Here is a 17,609-nt window from a genome sequence, read left to right on the forward strand (position 1 = left end):
TCAGGTTTCAGGTTTCAGGTTAGCATTTTCAAAGTTTTCAACTTTGAAAATGCTAAATAATTGTTTTTTATTCTTCCATTTTACAATTCACAATTTACAATTCACAATTAATAATTCAATAATGAAATCATTTAAAATACTTCTAACTCTTTTATTGGTCTTAGTATTCTTCAGTTTCACATTAAAACAAGACGTAAAACCAACCGTTTTTATTGTAGGTGATTCTACTGTAAAAAATGGCAAAGGCGATGGCTCAGGCGGACTTTGGGGTTGGGGAGATTATATTGGTCAGTTTTTAGATACGACAAAAGTTACGATCGAAAATCATGCTTTGGGCGGAACAAGCAGCAGGACTTTTCAGGATAAAGGTTTGTGGAATGTTGTTTTGAATAAACTTAAAAAAGGTGATTATGTCCTGATTCAGTTTGGGCATAATGACGACGGTCCAATAGATGATAGTCTTCGCGCTCGCGGAACGATTAAAGGAATAGGAAATGAAACTCAGGAAATTGATAATATCCTGACCAAAAAACACGAAACGGTGCACAGTTACGGCTGGTATATTGATAAAATTATTCGGGAAGCAAAATCAAAAGGAGCGATTGCAATTGTTTGTTCACCAATACCAAGAAACGACTGGAAAGAAGGAAAAGTGCCCCGTAACGACCAATCGTACGGATTATGGTCTAGACAAATTGCTGAGAAGGAAAAGGTAACTTTTATTGATTTAAACAATAAAATGGTGCTTGAAATGGAAAAACTTGGCGAAGAAAAAGTGACTGGTACTTATTTCTACAAAAAGGATCATACGCATACTTCGGCAAAAGGCGCTGTACTTTCGGCTTCGGTTATTATCAATCAATTGAGAGAAAGCAAGAATTCTTTAAAAAACTACATCTTAAAGGATCCGAAAATCGTTTTTCCTGCCAGAAAAAAAGTTTATCTAATTGGTGATTCTACAATGGCGAATAACAACGATGCAAATGCTGTAGGCTGGGGAGTTGCATTTCCTGCTTATTGCGATACAACAAGAATTGAAGTAATCAATAAAGCCAGAGGCGGTCGAAGTACCAGAACTTTTGATCATGAAGGTCTTTGGGATGAAGTCAAAAACCAATTGCAAGCGGGAGATTTTATCCTGATTCAGTTTGGGCATAATGATGCCGGAGCAATCGATAAAGAAAAATTTAGAGGTTCTCTTAAAGGAACTGGTGAGGAAACCCAGGAAGTAACTCTTTCAGACGGCTCAAAAGAAATCGTACATACTTTTGGGTGGTATATGACAAAATTTATTCGGGAAGCCAAAGAAAAAGGTGCAATACCAATTGTTTTAAGCCAAACACCAAGAAACGAATGGCCAAATGAAAAAATCGAACGCCGAAATGATACTTATGGCAAATGGTCTAAAGAAATTGCCGATAAAGAAAAAGTCTTCTATATTGATCTAAATGAAATTGTAGCACTAAAATATGAAGCTTTAGGAAAAGAAAAAGTAAAAGCATTTTTTCCAAAAGATCATACTCATACCGGTTTAGAAGGCGCAAAACTAAATGCCTTGACGGTTGCAGAAAGCATTAATAAATTAAAAAACTGCGGTCTTAGTTGTGAGATGTGAGAGGAAAGATGTTAGAGTATAGAATAAAGAGAATAGATGCAAGAAGCAAGAGTAAAGAGTATAGAATATAGAGAATAGAGTAAAGAGTATAGAAAATAGATACAAGAAGAAAGAAATTAGATTGTAGAAATAGAAAATATAATTTAAGCAGATAGAAGTACAATTAGAATGAAAAGCAAAACAAATACTCAACACTAAGTCAAACTTCGATTCTCTTGCTTCTTGCTTCTAACATCTTTACTCTATTCTCTATACTCTTCCTTCTTTCTAACAAAAAACTTTTACCCATAAAAAAACCTCGTTTAATTTCTTAAACGAGGTTTTATTTTGAATAAACGTATTATTTTTTTGATTCTTCGATAGAAACTTTTCTAAACTCTTTTAAAAGTTTTTCAATTTCTAAAGTAGCTTTACGAGCTCTTGGTCCAGCAGCTTTTACACCTTTTTCTGTTAAAGATTCAGCTTCTGCTCTAAATGTGTCAATTTCGGCGTTGATTTTTACTAATAGATCTTTCATGCTTATAATTATTAAATTAAGCCGCAAAAATAAAAGTTTGATTGATAGTTACAACATATTTGACGTTAAAATTATAACTGTTTTTTATGCTTCTATTTAACATTAAATTTACCTCACTTTTTTTAGCTCATCCCAGAACAATCAACACGTTACTAATCAGCTACTTATTTAAACAATTACAAAATAAGATGCTTTTGTGACTCGCAAGAAGGGGGATAAAATAATTTAGATTTTCTTTTAAAAAATATCAGAAACCGTTTATATTTTTACCTTTTGAGCCTTAAAACAACCGAAATAAAATGAGAAATTGCGGAAAAATTACTCAACTAACTGCTTATTCACGAAAACATTCTTAAAAGTAACATCCTTTATTATGGTTTTATCAATGTTTGTTTTTACGGTTTCTATTTTTAAATTCTCAAAAGTAAAATTTGATAAACGCACATTAGGATCATTTTCAACTCCGTAAAAAGTTTCACATTTAAGCTCTATATTTTTCAGGGTAACATGATCTCCATAAGATAACGGAACATCAGGGCGGCCTTTTAAATCAAAAAATTGTTTCCAGGCAAAAATAGCCAGACCCGTTTTTGCTTCTCCTTTTATATCTTCTACTCTAATATATTCGTATCGCTGTGGTGTATCCGGTCTCATTTTTAGCCATAATAATCTCGAAGCGCCATCGATTTTGCAATTTCTCATAATAACATTTTTATTATGAATAGATTCACTGCCGTTTGTTAATGCCGAATGACAGAAACCGAAAGTGCAATCTTCGATAATGATGTTCGTATTAGGTCCGTTGTTTTTATCCTGATCTGCATAAGGTCCTTTTCCGCCTTTTAAGGCAATCGCATCATCATTAACCGACATATAGCAACCTTTTACTAAAAAATTAGTGCAAATATCGATATCAATTGCATCTGTACTTGGTGCTTTTACACCTTCATGCGGTGAAAAAATATAAAGATCAAGCAGTTTTACATTATTACATCTATAGAAATGATTGGTCCAAAAGCCTGAATTTATCAGTTTTACATCCTGAAACTGAACATTATTTGAGTTCCAGATAAAAACCAGTCTTGGTCTTGAAACCTCGAGATTGGTACATTTTGGATTTTCTTTGCGGCGTTGCCAAAAAGCTTCCCAATACTTTTTACCATTTCCGTTTATGGTTCCTTTTCCTGAAATCGAAAAATGATCTACTCCATATGCGTTGACCAGTGCCGGAAAATAATCCAGATTCTGTCCTTCCATTCGAGAAGGCATTATAGGAAAATCGGCGATATTATCAGAACCTTTTAATACGCCGCCTTCAGAAACGTACAAAGCTGTTTTAGGTTTAAAAAACAATGCACCGCTCAGGAAAACTCCTTTTGGGATTACAATAACTCCTCCTCCATTTACTGCTGCTCTATCAATCACTTTCTGAATGGCAACGGTCTGAATTTTGGTACTGTCTTTCGCAACTCCAAAATCTGTAATGGTATATTGTTTCCCCAGATTCTTCAATTGAATTTTAGAATAATCCTTAAACCAATTGGTGATTTCACTACCATCCGGGAATTTGTCATTACTGTAATTCTGTGCGCATATTGGCTGTACGAATGTAATAATGCAGATTATAAATTTGAATATATTTTTCATTTTTGGTTTGGTTAGTAATAGTTATTTTGTTCTAATTCTGTTTGTGCAATCTTTATCGAATTTCTGGTGTGATCTCTCGTTCCTCGAGATGACAAAATATTACGTCAGGTTATTTTACCTCAACCTTAATTTTTATCGAAAGTTGTTTGGCTAAAGTTCTGACATAATTGGTAAAATAAACAGAGTCTTTAAAATTTTTATCTGCACTTAATTCCCAGCCTGCTATTGGGTAATAACTAATCTGCTGATTATTTTTTACAGCGAGTTTTATTAAATATGAATCAGTTAATTGTCCTGTTTTTGGTGCTTCGATATAGCCTTTATACACATTTTTTGGTACAATTACTGCAGTTCCCAAAATCCACTGGCGCTCGTATGTTAGTTTATCATGCTGTATAAAACATACAAAATCTCCGACATCGATTACCTGCAAAGGGTTTTGATTGTTCAGGTTCGAAAGTGTCACTAAAAGCGTTTCATTTCCTTTTAAACCGCTTAGCGAAATAGTATTTTTATAACCATACATTCCCGGCCAGATTGAGGATGTTTCCTGCGCCTGATATTTATTTCCTGATGCTTCCCAATTTTGATAGCTATAACTTAAAACCGAATTTACTGGACCTTCACTAACAATTTTAAAGGTTGTTTTTACGATATTGTTTAGGGTATCACTTGCAATGATTCCGAGTCTGTTGATTTTGTTATCGACCAATAATGCAAAACCGCCAAGTCCGGCAGAATTGCCTACAGGAAAAATATCTCTTCCCCAATCGTACATAACATGGTAATTGTCTTCAACGGCACCTTTACTGTTTATTCCAACATCTTCGGGCGTTATAACCGGAATCTTTTTTCCGAAAACATCTTTAGAATTTCTTCCGTCTAAATAGTGTCTGAAACCTACTTTATCATTTTCCCAAGTTGGCCCATCGGTTTGGTATTTTTGATAACCCAATTTTTTATGTACCTGATTTGCCATCAGAATTTCTTGTGTATCGGGATGAACCGGCAGGTTTTTAGCTTCTCTTTTCCCGAATCTCACACTTGTTTTGATTGGGAATTTAGGATCTGACTGAGACCATTTTAAAGTTATTTTCTTTTCTTCTTTTGGAGAAAAATCCGTTACCAGAAAAAGTTCATCCCATTTTCCGTCTCCATCTAAATCATTTACCTGCGCAGGAATTGTATCATTTTTATAGATTAAAACAGGATAACTTCCTAAATTATATTCTGGTGAAAGCTGGTTTCTTTTTATCGAAATCGCTTTTTGAGGTAATTCTATAGCAGAGGTGTTTTTTAAAACAATGCTATTTTCTGCTGCTTTTTTTTGGGCATTACAGCTTGCAAAAATCAATACTGACCATGCAATTGGAGCGTAAAATTTGATTGTATTTTTCATTATTCTATATTTATTTTTATATCAAAAACAATTTAATCATTTAATCTAAATGGAAAACTTCTTTTAAGGAATTTGTTACCGGCGAATGATCCGGATTTGTTTCCATAATATCCGCCATATAATTCCACCATTTTTTCACAATAGGATGATTGGGCAAATAAGCCGAATCAAAATCTTTACTCAATTTTTGAACCGCAAACAGCGTTAATGTTTTTTCATCCAGAAAAATAGAATAATCCTGAATCCCGTTCTCTGAAAGTAATACCTTTAATTCCGGCCAGATTTGATCGTGCCGCACTTTATATTCTGCTTCAAAACCAGGTTTTAGTTTCATGGTAAAGGCATTTCTAACTGTGTTATTATTTTCCATTTTGAACGATATCAATTAATTTCTGCTTTAAATACTGTTATACTATTTTAAAAATAAATGCTGAAGCGGTTTCATATTTCCCTCCTTGCGAAGCGGTAAATAAATAAGTTGCTTTTCCGTTTTGAAACAATAATTGCGGGCGTTCCAAACGTCCATATCTATTGAGATGTTTAGGTGCTTCCGGCTGCTTAATGTATTTGTTTAAAGGCTGATACGCAATTTGAGGATTGCTCCAGTGTTTTCCATCATCAGAGTCCATGTACAATCCGTAATCTATCCCAAAAACACCCATATCTCTCGCCAGCATTTTAAATTTCTTATTTTCATACCATACAAAAGCGTCTTCACATTGTTTGTTGTCTCCTAATTTCGAGAAATCAATCACCGGATTGTTTTCATATTTTTCATAAGGTCCGTGAAGTGATTTTGAGATTGCGAGTCCGTATTTTCTGTTTCCTTTTAAGGGAAATTTTGGATGTTCATAATTTTCAGTATCCAATGATTTGTAGTACAGCCAATATTCTCCGTTTGGATGTTTTAAAAAAGATGGATTTGTGGTTAAAAGATCGTCCCAAGAACCTTCTTTTCCAGGAAGCAGCAACGGTTTTTCAGGTCTTTCCCAAGGTCCGTAAAGAGAATCCGAAGTGGCTAAACCAATCCGTTTTGTATTCATTTTTCCGTTAGAATTTCCCATGAAAAACAAGGCATATTTTCCATCCACAAAATGAATACTGGGATTATGACAAGTTGTTGCATCCCAAAAACCTTCTCCGCGCGGAGCTAAAATTGTGCTCACATATTCATAGGGACCTTCCGGATTATTGGCGACAGCATGTGCAATTTCAGAACTGTTGATCCAGCCGCTCATTCCTTTTGCTTTTGGCCATCTGGAAAAAAATACATGTATTTTGCCGTCAGGACCTTCAATTGGGCTGTTGCACCACACATAATAATCTTCAAATTCTAAGGCACGTCCAACTGGTCGGAGTCTTTTTTCGAAATCAGACAACTTTGGATCATCAAACAAATCAATGGCTTCTGCCGAAAATGGAAGACACAGCGCCATAACAGCCAGAGAATTTCCAATTATAAATTGTCTTCTATTCATTTTAATTTTAATTAAGTTTTTTTTGCCACAGATTAAAAGATTAAAAAGATTAAAATAAAATCTGCTAAATCTGCTTGAAAATATTCTAACCCATAGCTATGTTTATTTAAACAAGTGAAACGCCTTTTCTTAAGTTCAATAAACTATGTCTCTATGTGTTTAAAAAATAAACCTAAATGCTTTAACTTACTTCTTCTCTGTTTTAATTTCCCAATCATCTGTCCTAAAAGGTGATGCAGGCAAGTTTTCATTATTAAATAAATTAGGTTCCGGAATAGCTTTCCAAGCAAAACGTACGGCAACGGGCTCTTTTACTTTTGCAGCAGAAACTACAATTGTCTTTCCGTCAATTTTAGCATCGGCGGGATAAAAAACCTGATCGTTTCCGGCTATTTCAAATTCTTTTAAAACTTCTCCGTTTTTTTTCAAACCAGACGCTGCGTAATCAAAAAACAATTGTGCTTTTTGTTTTTTAATTTTCATGTGCTTAAAAATAGGTCCGGAAAATACTAATTCATTTTCTCCATAGGTTTTAGCACGTGCAATCAGAGATAGTCTGTAACCAACGGTTTGTTTATCAATGGGATGAATATTTTGAGCATCTCCTACGTCTGTTGTTACGACCATTCCGCTATTTGGGATTGTTTTTAAAGCCATTAATTGTGCTTCTCTTATTTCGGCATTTTGTCCTTTATGAGGTGTTATCTGAACATAATAAAACGGAAAATCACCTTGCTTCCATTCTTGTCTCCAGCTTTTTACCATGGCAGGAAATAACGTTCTGTACAAATAAGCTTTTCCGGAATTGCTTTCTCCCTGATACCAGATTGCTCCTTTTATAGTATAATTTACAATGGGGTGCAGCATTGCATTATACAACACATACGACGTTTTGTTGGGTTCTTTTTTAGGCTTTTTCAATTGCCCTTTTGGTGCATTTTCAGCGCTTGCGATTCGTTCATTTATCAGGCTTAAATAATAAGCTTCGAGTTTTTCCTGATGCAATTTTTCATTCTTTGCATCTTCCTGAAGAATCGGCAAAAAGGAAACTTCATCTTCTAAAACATTTTGAGCGGTCCATGCTTCTGCTTTTGTTCCTCCCCATGAAGTTGAAATTAAACCTATTGGCACGTTTAATTTTTGATATAAATCTCGCCCAAAGAAATAGGCAACGGCAGAAAATGTCTGAATACTTTGTGGTGTACACACTTTCCAGCTTCCTGTAACATCTTCAAGCGGTGTTGGCGAAGCATTTAAGGCAACAGTAAACAATCTGATATTGGGGAAAGAAGCATTTTTTACTTCTTCTTCATAGTTTTTAACGCCTGTTTTCCAGGTTTTATCTTCTCTTCCTACAGGAAAAAACATATTCGACTGACCTGAACAAAGCCAGACTTCGCCAATTAGAATGTTTTTTAATGTAATTGTGTTTGAAGCATCGATGATAATGTCGTAAGATTTTTGACTTCCATTTGGCGTATTCACTTCGGTTTTCCAGTTTCCATTGGCATCAGCAGTAATTTCAACAGGAAGATTTGTCCATCCTAACCTGATCGATATTTTTTCATCAGGAGATGCCCATCCCCATAAATTAACTTTAGCATTTTGCTGCAAAACCATATTATCAGCTACTAAAGCGGGTAATTTTACCTGTGCAGATATGGAGTAACCGGCACTTAAAACAAATAAAAATAAAAGAAGTTTTTTGAAGTAAATCATTGGGATTGTTTTTAGATACTAAAACTTTAAATTTAAAATAATTAAACCTTAAAAGCGTCCTGTGCTTTCCTGTTTATTTTTGATTTAAAAAAATGAAAGAGAAGCCGTCTAAAAAAGACAGCTCCTCTCAAAAAAACAAAAAAAAACTTGGGGGCAATTTGAATTAGTCGTAACCCGGGTTTTGATCGTAAAGCCCCGGAACTGCTAATATTTCGGATAACGGAATTGGATATAATAATGAATTATTCTCAATGATCCTGATTTTCCCTTCGGTATCTTCTGCAGCTTTCCAGTCATTCATGATGGTCACGGCTTTACCGGATCTGATTAGATCGAACCATCTTGTTCCTTCTGAGAAAAATTCTTTTCTTCTTTCTGTAAACAATTGATCTAAGGTAATATTTGCAGCATTTGCCGGAACACCTGCTCTTGTTCTTACTTTGTTTACAATATCATCAACCTCAGCCTGAGAACCTCCTCCACCGTGAAGTGTACACTCTGCCATCATCATCAGGACATCTGTATATCGTGTTACCATAAAGTCTACACCCCAGTCTTCGCGGCCGTTTCCGTATCTTGCAGGATCGATATATTTTTTAAAAACGGGTAACGTATAACTTCCTTTGTAAGTACCGGTCGCAACTGTATAACTGGTCGCAATACCGGAAAGCTTTCTTTTATCAGTTGCAGCAAAAAGGTTTAAAAAACCGGTTGAAATTGGTCGTGCTTCCAGAGCTCCTTGTGCTGATAAATTTACTGAAGCAAAATAAGGCTCGTATCCTAATTCGACCATAAAATTTCCTCCTACAGCTAGCGGAAGATTTTGCGTGTACGGAATCGTTAATACATTTTCTTTATTAGTAAGTCCTTCTACTTTAAAGATAGCATCGTAATCTGTACCTAAAGCATATAATCCGCTCGTTTTAATGTCATTTAATTGTTGGTATGCTTTGTCCCATTCGTTCAGTCCAAGCGTTGCACCGTCAATTCCGTATGTTGCGCTTGAACGTGTCATGTAAACCAGACCTAATAATGCTTTTGCTCCATATTTGGTCACTCTGCCATAATTTGCGGCATCGTATGTTGGAAGAAGATCCGGAATTGCCAATTCTAAATCTGAAATGATCAATTTATAAACATCGATAACGGGAGTTCTTTTTATTTTTGCCGCTTCAGGAGCAGTCATTGTTTTATCGATTAAAGGAACTCGCCCAAACCATCTTATCAGATCAAAATAACAAAATGCTCTAAGAAAACGGGCTTCTGCAACCATAGCGGCTTTATCAGCTGGATTGGTAAAAATCTGATCTCCTTTTTCGGCTATTTTCTCTAATAACTGGTTTGCTTTATTAATGGCATTATAGTTACTTGTATACGCTTCTTTTATATAAGTATTAGAGCTTATGGAAGTGTAGAAACTATTGATACCTTCCCAATCTCTGGAAGCTTGTGTTGTTGCCATTAAATTATCTGATCTGGTTTCGCTTAAATTCAAAACCCTGTTTGCATATCCATAAGTTCCTGCTCCGTGAAAAGCAACAGAATAAGTGGCATTTCTCGCCTGAATAAAATCACCGGGCGTAGCATAAAAATTCTCAATTGTTCCCTGAGATAATGGCAATTGAGTCAATTCGTCCTCACAAGAGATAAGAGCGAATAGTGCTGCTAGTAAATAAATATATTTTTTCATTTTATTTTAATTAAAATTAATGTTAAGTCCTATCACTAAAGATTTTGCCAAAGGAGCTCCTCCATAATCTACCGGTACTGAAAAATCGCTGTTAGAACTTGCTGATGTATTTACAGCTTCCGGGTTAAAACCAACTTTATATTTGTTCCAGTAGAACCAGTTTTCACCTGTTACATAAAGTCTCATATTATCGATTCTGCTTAATCCTTTAATGGCTTCTTTTAAGTTATATCCTATCGAGATACTTCTAATGCTTACATAATCTGATTTATACAACCAGTCTGAGTTTGCCTGATATCCAAAAGATGTTCTCCAGTTTCCTCTTACCGCAGGATCTACATTTAATGAATTTTCTACAGATCCCATTCCGGTACGGTCAATGGCTCTTCCTGTTAATCCATATACTGTTCCGCCATTTTGTCCCTGAACCAATACATTCAGATCAAGGGCTTTATATTTAAAACTATTGGTGATTCCCCACGTATATTTAGGTGTTGGATTACCTAAATCCACACGGTCATCTGAGTTAATTTTTTTATCTCCGTTCTGGTCAATATATCTCGGATCTCCTAAAACAAGTTTATTTCCTCCAATTGTTGTTCCTCCTTTATCAATATCAGCCTGGGTAACAACTCCATTTTGTTGCAACCCGAAGATAGTATACATTGGTTTTCCTACTTCTAATTTTATAAAAGGAACACCTCCGTCATATGCATTGCTAATTTCAATTTTTGACTGATCCGGACCTAAAGCCAGAACTTTGTTTTCGTTGTGGCTAATATTTGCAGATGTTCTCCACTCAAAACTTGGAGTTTTAATATTCAGGGAGTTTACCTCAAATTCAATTCCCTGATTTTGTACTTCTCCAACATTGGTAAGATAACTTTGAAATCCTGTGGCAGCAACAATAGGAACTCTTAACAATAATTCGCTATTATTTTTTCTATACACCTCGACAGTTCCAGAAATTCTGTTTTTTAGAATCCCAAAATCCAGTCCTAAATCTACACTTCGTGATTCTTCCCAATGTAATGAAGGATTTGGTATTGACGCTGCTCCCTGCCCTATTGCAGCCGCACCGCCAATAGAGTAATTGTAAGTTGCCAAAGTTGCATATGAGGCATAACTGCCAATGTTATTACTACCGTTTATACCTGTACTGGCGCGTAGTTTTAAATCACTCAGCCAGTCTACGTTTTTCATAAACTCTTCTTGTTTTATTCTCCATCCTAATGACAGTGACGGAAAAACTCCCCATTGTCTGTCAGTTCCAAATTTTGAAGAACCATCACGTCTTATACTCGCAGAGATCAAATATCTTTCTTTGTAATTGTATTGTAATCTGGCAAAATAAGAAAGCAAGGTGCTTTTTTCAGCATTTGTAGAACCAAGTGATCCTGTAGGCAATGTTTCTACAGTTGAACTGTTGTAAAGTGCCCCTGAAGACAACGTAGATTTCATGATTTCATAAGAACTGAAGGATTGTCCTAAAAGCAAATTAATATTATGATTCCCTATAGATTTATCATAATTAAGTGTGTTTTCATTGACCAAATTCTGTCTTCTGTACGTGTTATAAGCTCCTCTAATACTTGCCTGAACATCATTTGGGGTATAACTTTCGTTTGTATTATCTGAGTTGTCAAAGTTTATCGTACTCTTAAAAGTAAAATCTTTCGCAAATTGGTAACTCGCATATGTAGAAATCAAAGTTCTGTACATCGAATTTTTTCCTGTTCTGGCCAATGCATTCAACATATTTGTTGTGCTGCTTCCCCAGGCATATCTCGTGGTATATTTTTCTCCGGCAGCATTCGAGGCACTTTCAAAAACCGGTGTTGCCGTAAGTGCTTTAAACAAAGTATTATCTTTTCCTTCAACTCCGGGATCATTTTTAATAGAATAAGAAGGCGCAATATTAATTCCCATTTTAAAACTTTCTGACAATTTAACATCAACATTTGCTCTTGCAGAAAACAAAGTATAATCAGTACCAATGATATATCCTGTATTTTTTTGGTAATTGGCAGATACATAGTAATTCACAACATCAGTCGCTCCTGATGCAGACAATTGATAGTTACTAAATTCTCCCGTACGGAAAACTTTATCCTGCCAGTCGATATAATCTAATCCCGGATGTCCGGGAATATCCCATCTTTCATCATACAAATAGGTATAATATCTGGTATTAGCAGTGTTAAGAGGCGCAGTTGGATTTTTTGCATTATAAGCTGCGATTCTTTCTGCATTGTTCTGAGTTGCAGATGCGCCTGCAATACCGGAACCTACCCATTGTGCATCTATCATAGTTTTAGCCCTGTCAATCCATCCCTGAGAAGAAAGCATATCTACCCTGTTGGCTTCTTTATTAACTCCTCCATAAGTGTTGAAAGTGAATTTTGGTTTCCCTTTTTTACCTTTTTTGGTTGTAATCAAAACTACACCGTTTGATGCCCTTGATCCATAAATTGAAGCCGCAGCAGCATCTTTTAATACTTCTATCGACGCTACATCATTAGGGTTCATATTATCCAGCGGACTTCCGTTTGAAAAAGCACCATTGCTGTTTGATCCTTCAGTATAAATAGGAAATCCGTCTATAACATACAAAGGTTCATTTCCTGCAGTAATAGATCCGGCTCCCCTGATTTCTATACTAAAAGGCTGTCCCGGTAATCCTGTTGTTTGCTTGACACGAACTCCGGCAACCTGCCCAATTAATCCCTGATCAATTCTGGAAATAGGTCTTTCGGTAAAATTTTCTGTCTTGATTCCGGATATTGCTCCTGTGGTTAATTTTTTCTTTTGGGTTCCGTACCCAATCACAACAACTTCATTTAAGTTAGCACTTTCAGCATCTAAAGAAATAGAATATGTGTTTGCGGCACCTATTTTTACTTCTTTCTTTACAAATCCCACAAACGAAAAGACTAATGTTTCTCCTTCAGAAGCTTTAATACTAAATTTTCCGTCAAAATCAGTACTGGCTCCACGATTGGTTCCTTTAACAATTACGTTAACTCCCGGAATCGAGAGTTTAGCCGGATCAGTAACTGTTCCTGTAACCGTTTTTTCTTGCGCATAACCTGATGCATGCAGTAATGCAAAAAAGGCCATAATCAGCAAAAGATTAAGTTTGTTTTTCATAAAAGTTAAATTTTGGTTAGTTAAATAGTAATTCCAAATTTATCCAGAACTACTATTCGCAGTATCCTGTAGTATCCTGTTAGATTTCAATACTTTATAAATATTTTTATATTTATTTTAACAAAAAACACACACAACTGCCTGATTTACAATCCTTAATTCATTAAGAAAACAATAAATATGATATCCAAAATTTTATCAAAATATTTTTCAGCATTTAATATTTATTTATATAAAAAAATACGAATTACAAAACAAGTAAGGCTTTTTAGTAAATATTTCATTTTTGATGATATTTAATAAAAACAGGACGCTACAGGATAGCATTTTAATGTACTACTCCTACTTTTACTTTATTACAATAAGAATAAAAATGACACTTGCTAGATTTTTAACTCTGTGAAGTATTTATTTTAGTAACCACTAAAACCCTTTGAATAAATAATGAAACCAACCCGATCAAACCTCTTTATTATTGTATTCTTTTGCTTTGCTTTTAGTTCTTTTGCTCAGGACGCAACACTTTCTCCCTGGCCAAAATCTACTAATATTAACCAGCCCTGGACACGCTGGTGGTGGATGGGAAGTGCTGTAGACAAACCTAATCTAAAAAAAAGCCTGATAGATTTTTATAAAGCCGGAATTGGAGGCGTAGAAATAACTCCTATTTATGGCGTAAAAGGAGAAGAAAATAACTTTATAGACTATCTGTCGCCAAAATGGATGGAAATGTTAGATTATACGATTCATATTGCTGACAGTCTGAACATGCAGGTCGATATGGTTTTAGGAACCGGATGGCCTTATGGAGGTTCTCAGGTTACGTTGCCATATGCTGCAACAAAACTAATAGTAGAAAAATATCCTCTTAAAAAAAATGAAACCTTCAATAAAAACATAGTCCTCGATAGCAGTAAAGAAAAAACTCCTGCCCATTTATTATATGTTGTAGCGTACGGAACGGATGGAAGTTATATAAATTTAACAAAGGAGTTAAAAAAATATAAAGTAAATACAAAAGGCAAAGGAATTGAAGGAAACCATGTTGGATTACCCAATCTGTCTGAGCCCAATAAACTGAACTGGAAAGCCCGTAATACAGATTATACGATCTATGCCGTGTTTAGCGGAAAAACCGGACAGCAGGTAAAAAGAGCTGCTCCCGGAGGAAAAGGATATACATTAGATCATTATTCTGAAGAAGCACTGAATGCTTATGTAGTTCCTTTTAACACTGCTTTTAAAGGGCGTGAAGGAAAAATTCGTGCTATTTTTAATGATAGTTTTGAAGTTTACGGAACTGATTTTACGCCTGACTTTTTTGAAGAGTTCAAAACCAGAAGAGGATACGATTTAAAAAAAGAATTACCTCTTTTATTGAATGAAACCGATACTGAGACAAGTAATAGAATCAGAAGCGATTATCGTGAAACTATTGCCGATCTTCTATTGAACAAATTTGATAAATCGTGGACAAAATGGGCACATTCTAAAAACTTTAAAACCAAACTTCAGGCGCACGGATCACCGGGAAACCTGATTGATTTATATGCATCTGCAGATATACCTGAATGTGAAACTTTTGGTTCGATGCCATTTGATATTCCGGGCTTTAGACGTGAAAAAGAAGATATTCGCGAAGGAGATGCTGATCCGGTAATGCTGAAATTCTCCTCATCTGCAGCTCATATATCAGGTAAAAATCTGGTTTCATCTGAAACTTTTACTTGGCTGAGAGAACATTTTAAAACAGCGTTATCACAATGTAAGCCTGAAGCCGAGGACTTAATGCTAAACGGCGTTAATCATATTTTTCTTCACGGTTCTACTTATTCCCCAATCCGCGCAGCATGGCCGGGATGGCAATTTTATGCCGCTGTAAACTTTAATAGTAATAATAGCATTTGGGAAGATGCCCCTGCCCTGTTTTCATATATTGCTAACTGCCAGTCGCTATTGCAACAGGGAAAATCTGATAATGAAATCCTGCTCTATTGGCCTATTTATGATGTTTGGGATAAATATCAAAAAGGAAGTTTGTTTGTTCAGTTCAAAATTCATTCGTTATCTGAATGGCTTTACGGGACTTCATTTTATGATACCACCAGAAGTTTGATGAAGAAAGGTTATGGAGTCGATTTTATTTCGGATAATTTTATAGCAGAAGCTAAAGTGGTAAACGGTAATATTGTATTGCCTGGCGGAACTTTTAAATCTTTAATTATTCCTACTTGCAAAAAAATGCCTCTTGCTACACTGCAAAAATTAATTGAATTAAAAAAAGAAGGTGCTGTTATACTTTTTGAAGGCTTACCGGAATCTGTTCCCGGTTTTAATGATTACAAAAAGCAAGAACAAAAACTTCAATCTGTACTATCTCAAAATAAAGAGATTATAAAAACAAATTCTGACATTTTTAAAACTTTAGAGAATGCTCAGATCTATCCGGAAAGTCTTGTTGAGACCGGATTAAAATTTACGAGAAGAAGCATTGATGGTGAAAAAATATATTATCTGGTCAATCATACACCCAAAACAATTGATACATTTATTCCGCTTCAGGTTGGCAATAAAGAAGTTGTTATTTTTGATCCCTTAACCAGAGCATATGGTAATGCTGTCGTTACTAAAAGCAGCACTACTACAGCTGTAAAACTAAAAATAGAACCTGGACAATCTTATGTTTTAAAGACTGAAAATAAAGCTTCGCAAAAAAAATGGACTTATTATGAAACCACTGGAAATGCAGTTTCCATAAGAGGAAAATGGGACATCACTTTTGATAAAGGCGGACCAAAATTACCCGCAAATGCAACTGTTTCTGCTTTAGAATCATGGACAAAATTAAGTTCTGATGCTGAAGCTTTTTCAGGAACTGCCACTTATACATTAGAATTTGACAATCTAAATTCTAAAACAGATAATTGGGTTTTAAACTTGGGTGATGTTCGCGAAAGTGCAAAAGTATGGCTAAATGATGAATTTATTGGCACAGCATGGTCCGTACCTTATACGCTGCATATTGGAAAACTCAAAGATGGAAAAAATAACATTAAAATTCAGGTTACTAATTTATCTGCCAATAGAATTAGGGACAAAGAGTTAAAAGGAGAAGAATGGAAAATTTTCTACGAAATAAATATGGTCGATAAAGATTATAAAAAATTTGATGCCACAAAATGGAATCCAACTCCATCAGGGTTGTTGGGTCCTGTTACTATCACACCATTAAAAAAACAAAACTAACTATTAAATAACCAGTATTAAAAATGAAGAAATTACTTTTATTTTTCGCTATATACCTTACACATATTTATTCAGCAAGTGCACAGCAACCTTTTGATAAAAAACTGGTACTCAAACAAATGATTCTTGCTAATGATTATTTTATGCAAAAATGGCCCGACACTGGCAAAACTATCATTACAAATAAAGAGCGTCCCAGTAATATCTGGACACGCGGTGTTTATTATGAAGGATTAATGGCGTTGTATGAAATTTATCCAAAAGATGTCTATTATGATTATGCCTATTCATGGTCAGAATTTCATAAATGGGGATTTAATAGTGGTAATACAACCCGAAATGCAGACAACTATTGTGCTGCACAAACCTATATCGATTTGTATAATCTGGAACCTGATCCTAAAAAGCTAAAAAACACAAAAGCTACTATAAACATGCTTTTAAACACGCCTCAACTAGACGATTGGTCCTGGATTGATGCGATACAAATGGGAATGCCCGTTTTTGCCAAGTTAGGAGTTTTGGAAAAAGACAACCGATATTTCGAAAAAATGTACGAAATGTATATGTACTCCAGAAATAAACATGGCGATCACGGTCTATTTAATCCTAAAGACGGCCTGTGGTGGCGTGATGCTGATTTCGATCCTCCATATAAAGAACCTAACGGTCAGGATTGCTATTGGAGCCGCGGGAACGGATGGGTGATTGCTGCACTTGCAAAAGTACTTACTATTATTCCAGAAAATGCACCACACAGAGCACAATATGTAAAAGATTTAAAAACGATGGCAGCAGCATTAGTTCTTGTTCAAAGAACTGATGGTTTCTGGAATGTAAGCTTACATGATCCTGCCAATTTTGGAGAAAAAGAAACCTCAGGCACGGCATTATTTATTTATGGAATGGCTTACGGAATAAACAGTGGGATTTTGAAAAAAGAAACCTATTTACCTGTAATTCAAAAAGCATGGAACGCCATAACAACAGAAAGCTTGCACAATAATGGTTTTTTAGGTTATTTGCAATCAACAGGAAAAGAACCGAAAGACGGGCAACCTTTATCATATGATAAAATTCCGGATTTTGAAGACTACGGATTAGGTTGTTTTTTATTAGCAGGTTCAGAAATCTATAAAATGAAATAG

General features: G+C 35.2%; 11 protein-coding genes. 3 read left to right on the top strand and 8 right to left on the bottom strand.

Annotated elements, in window-relative coordinates:
* Nucleotides 1–121: 121 nt before the first annotated feature.
* Entirely contained in the window at nucleotides 122–1,615 is a 1,494-nt protein-coding gene (locus BXU01_RS14355; protein WP_083693840.1) for a rhamnogalacturonan acetylesterase, read from the top strand.
* Nucleotides 1,616–1,955: 340 nt separating this feature from the next.
* On the opposite strand, the gene BXU01_RS14360 is transcribed toward BXU01_RS14355, so the two are convergent.
* From BXU01_RS14360 to BXU01_RS14395, 8 genes are all read right to left on the bottom strand, one after another.
* Nucleotides 1,956–2,132: a histone H1 gene (locus tag BXU01_RS14360; protein WP_055095391.1), complete on the bottom strand. Its 177-nt coding sequence runs from the start codon at nucleotides 2,130–2,132 to the stop codon at nucleotides 1,956–1,958.
* A 318-nt stretch (nucleotides 2,133–2,450) separates the two neighbouring features.
* Nucleotides 2,451–3,779 (bottom strand): glycoside hydrolase family 28 protein, encoded by a 1,329-nt coding sequence (locus BXU01_RS14365; RefSeq protein WP_083693841.1) that lies wholly within the window; start codon nucleotides 3,777–3,779, stop codon nucleotides 2,451–2,453.
* A 109-nt stretch (nucleotides 3,780–3,888) separates the two neighbouring features.
* On the bottom strand, nucleotides 3,889–5,178 hold the full coding sequence (locus BXU01_RS14370; protein WP_083693842.1) for a DUF4861 domain-containing protein: 1,290 nt from the start codon (nucleotides 5,176–5,178) through the stop codon (nucleotides 3,889–3,891).
* A 40-nt stretch (nucleotides 5,179–5,218) separates the two neighbouring features.
* A complete protein-coding gene (rhaM, locus tag BXU01_RS14375) occupies nucleotides 5,219–5,548 on the bottom strand; it encodes an L-rhamnose mutarotase (protein WP_083693843.1) in 330 nt (109 codons plus the stop codon).
* A 37-nt stretch (nucleotides 5,549–5,585) separates the two neighbouring features.
* The gene (locus BXU01_RS14380; protein ID WP_083693844.1) at nucleotides 5,586–6,656 is read right to left on the bottom strand and encodes a glycoside hydrolase family protein; all 1,071 of its coding nucleotides are present in this window, start codon (nucleotides 6,654–6,656) and stop codon (nucleotides 5,586–5,588) included.
* A 186-nt stretch (nucleotides 6,657–6,842) separates the two neighbouring features.
* Entirely contained in the window at nucleotides 6,843–8,375 is a 1,533-nt protein-coding gene (locus tag BXU01_RS14385) for a sialate O-acetylesterase (protein WP_165689791.1), read from the bottom strand.
* Nucleotides 8,376–8,538: 163 nt separating this feature from the next.
* The gene (locus BXU01_RS14390) at nucleotides 8,539–10,065 is read right to left on the bottom strand and encodes a RagB/SusD family nutrient uptake outer membrane protein (protein WP_083693846.1); all 1,527 of its coding nucleotides are present in this window, start codon (nucleotides 10,063–10,065) and stop codon (nucleotides 8,539–8,541) included.
* A gap of 6 nt (nucleotides 10,066–10,071) precedes the next feature.
* Nucleotides 10,072–13,215: a TonB-dependent receptor gene (locus tag BXU01_RS14395; RefSeq protein ID WP_083693847.1), complete on the bottom strand. Its 3,144-nt coding sequence runs from the start codon at nucleotides 13,213–13,215 to the stop codon at nucleotides 10,072–10,074.
* Nucleotides 13,216–13,659: 444 nt separating this feature from the next.
* Here BXU01_RS14395 and BXU01_RS14400 point away from each other — a divergent pair, with 444 nt between their 5' ends.
* Nucleotides 13,660–16,461: a glycosyl hydrolase gene (locus BXU01_RS14400; RefSeq protein WP_083693848.1), complete on the top strand. Its 2,802-nt coding sequence runs from the start codon at nucleotides 13,660–13,662 to the stop codon at nucleotides 16,459–16,461.
* Nucleotides 16,462–16,484: 23 nt separating this feature from the next.
* Nucleotides 16,485–17,609 carry a glycoside hydrolase family 88 protein gene (locus BXU01_RS14405; protein WP_083693849.1) on the top strand — a complete coding sequence of 375 codons (1,125 nt, stop codon included), beginning with the start codon at nucleotides 16,485–16,487 and terminating at the stop codon, nucleotides 17,607–17,609.

The organism is [Flexibacter] sp. ATCC 35103, assembly GCF_001975985.1.
Classification (GTDB): Bacteria; Bacteroidota; Bacteroidia; order Flavobacteriales; family Flavobacteriaceae; genus Flavobacterium.

Bases quoted from the DNA above. Each gene is read 5' to 3' on its own strand.
- BXU01_RS14365 (WP_083693841.1), bottom strand. From the start codon at position 3,779: ATGAAAAATATATTCAAATTTATAATCTGCATTATTACATTCGTACAG.
- BXU01_RS14390 (WP_083693846.1), bottom strand. From the start codon at position 10,065: ATGAAAAAATATATTTATTTACTAGCAGCACTATTCGCTCTTATCTCT.
- BXU01_RS14355 (WP_083693840.1), top strand. From the start codon at position 122: ATGAAATCATTTAAAATACTTCTAACTCTTTTATTGGTCTTAGTATTC.
- BXU01_RS14405 (WP_083693849.1), top strand. From the start codon at position 16,485: ATGAAGAAATTACTTTTATTTTTCGCTATATACCTTACACATATTTAT.
- BXU01_RS14385 (WP_165689791.1), bottom strand. From the start codon at position 8,375: ATGATTTACTTCAAAAAACTTCTTTTATTTTTATTTGTTTTAAGTGCC.
- BXU01_RS14400 (WP_083693848.1), top strand. From the start codon at position 13,660: ATGAAACCAACCCGATCAAACCTCTTTATTATTGTATTCTTTTGCTTT.
- rhaM (WP_083693843.1), bottom strand. From the start codon at position 5,548: ATGGAAAATAATAACACAGTTAGAAATGCCTTTACCATGAAACTAAAA.
- BXU01_RS14360 (WP_055095391.1), bottom strand. From the start codon at position 2,132: ATGAAAGATCTATTAGTAAAAATCAACGCCGAAATTGACACATTTAGA.
- BXU01_RS14370 (WP_083693842.1), bottom strand. From the start codon at position 5,178: ATGAAAAATACAATCAAATTTTACGCTCCAATTGCATGGTCAGTATTG.
- BXU01_RS14380 (WP_083693844.1), bottom strand. From the start codon at position 6,656: ATGAATAGAAGACAATTTATAATTGGAAATTCTCTGGCTGTTATGGCG.
- BXU01_RS14395 (WP_083693847.1), bottom strand. From the start codon at position 13,215: ATGAAAAACAAACTTAATCTTTTGCTGATTATGGCCTTTTTTGCATTA.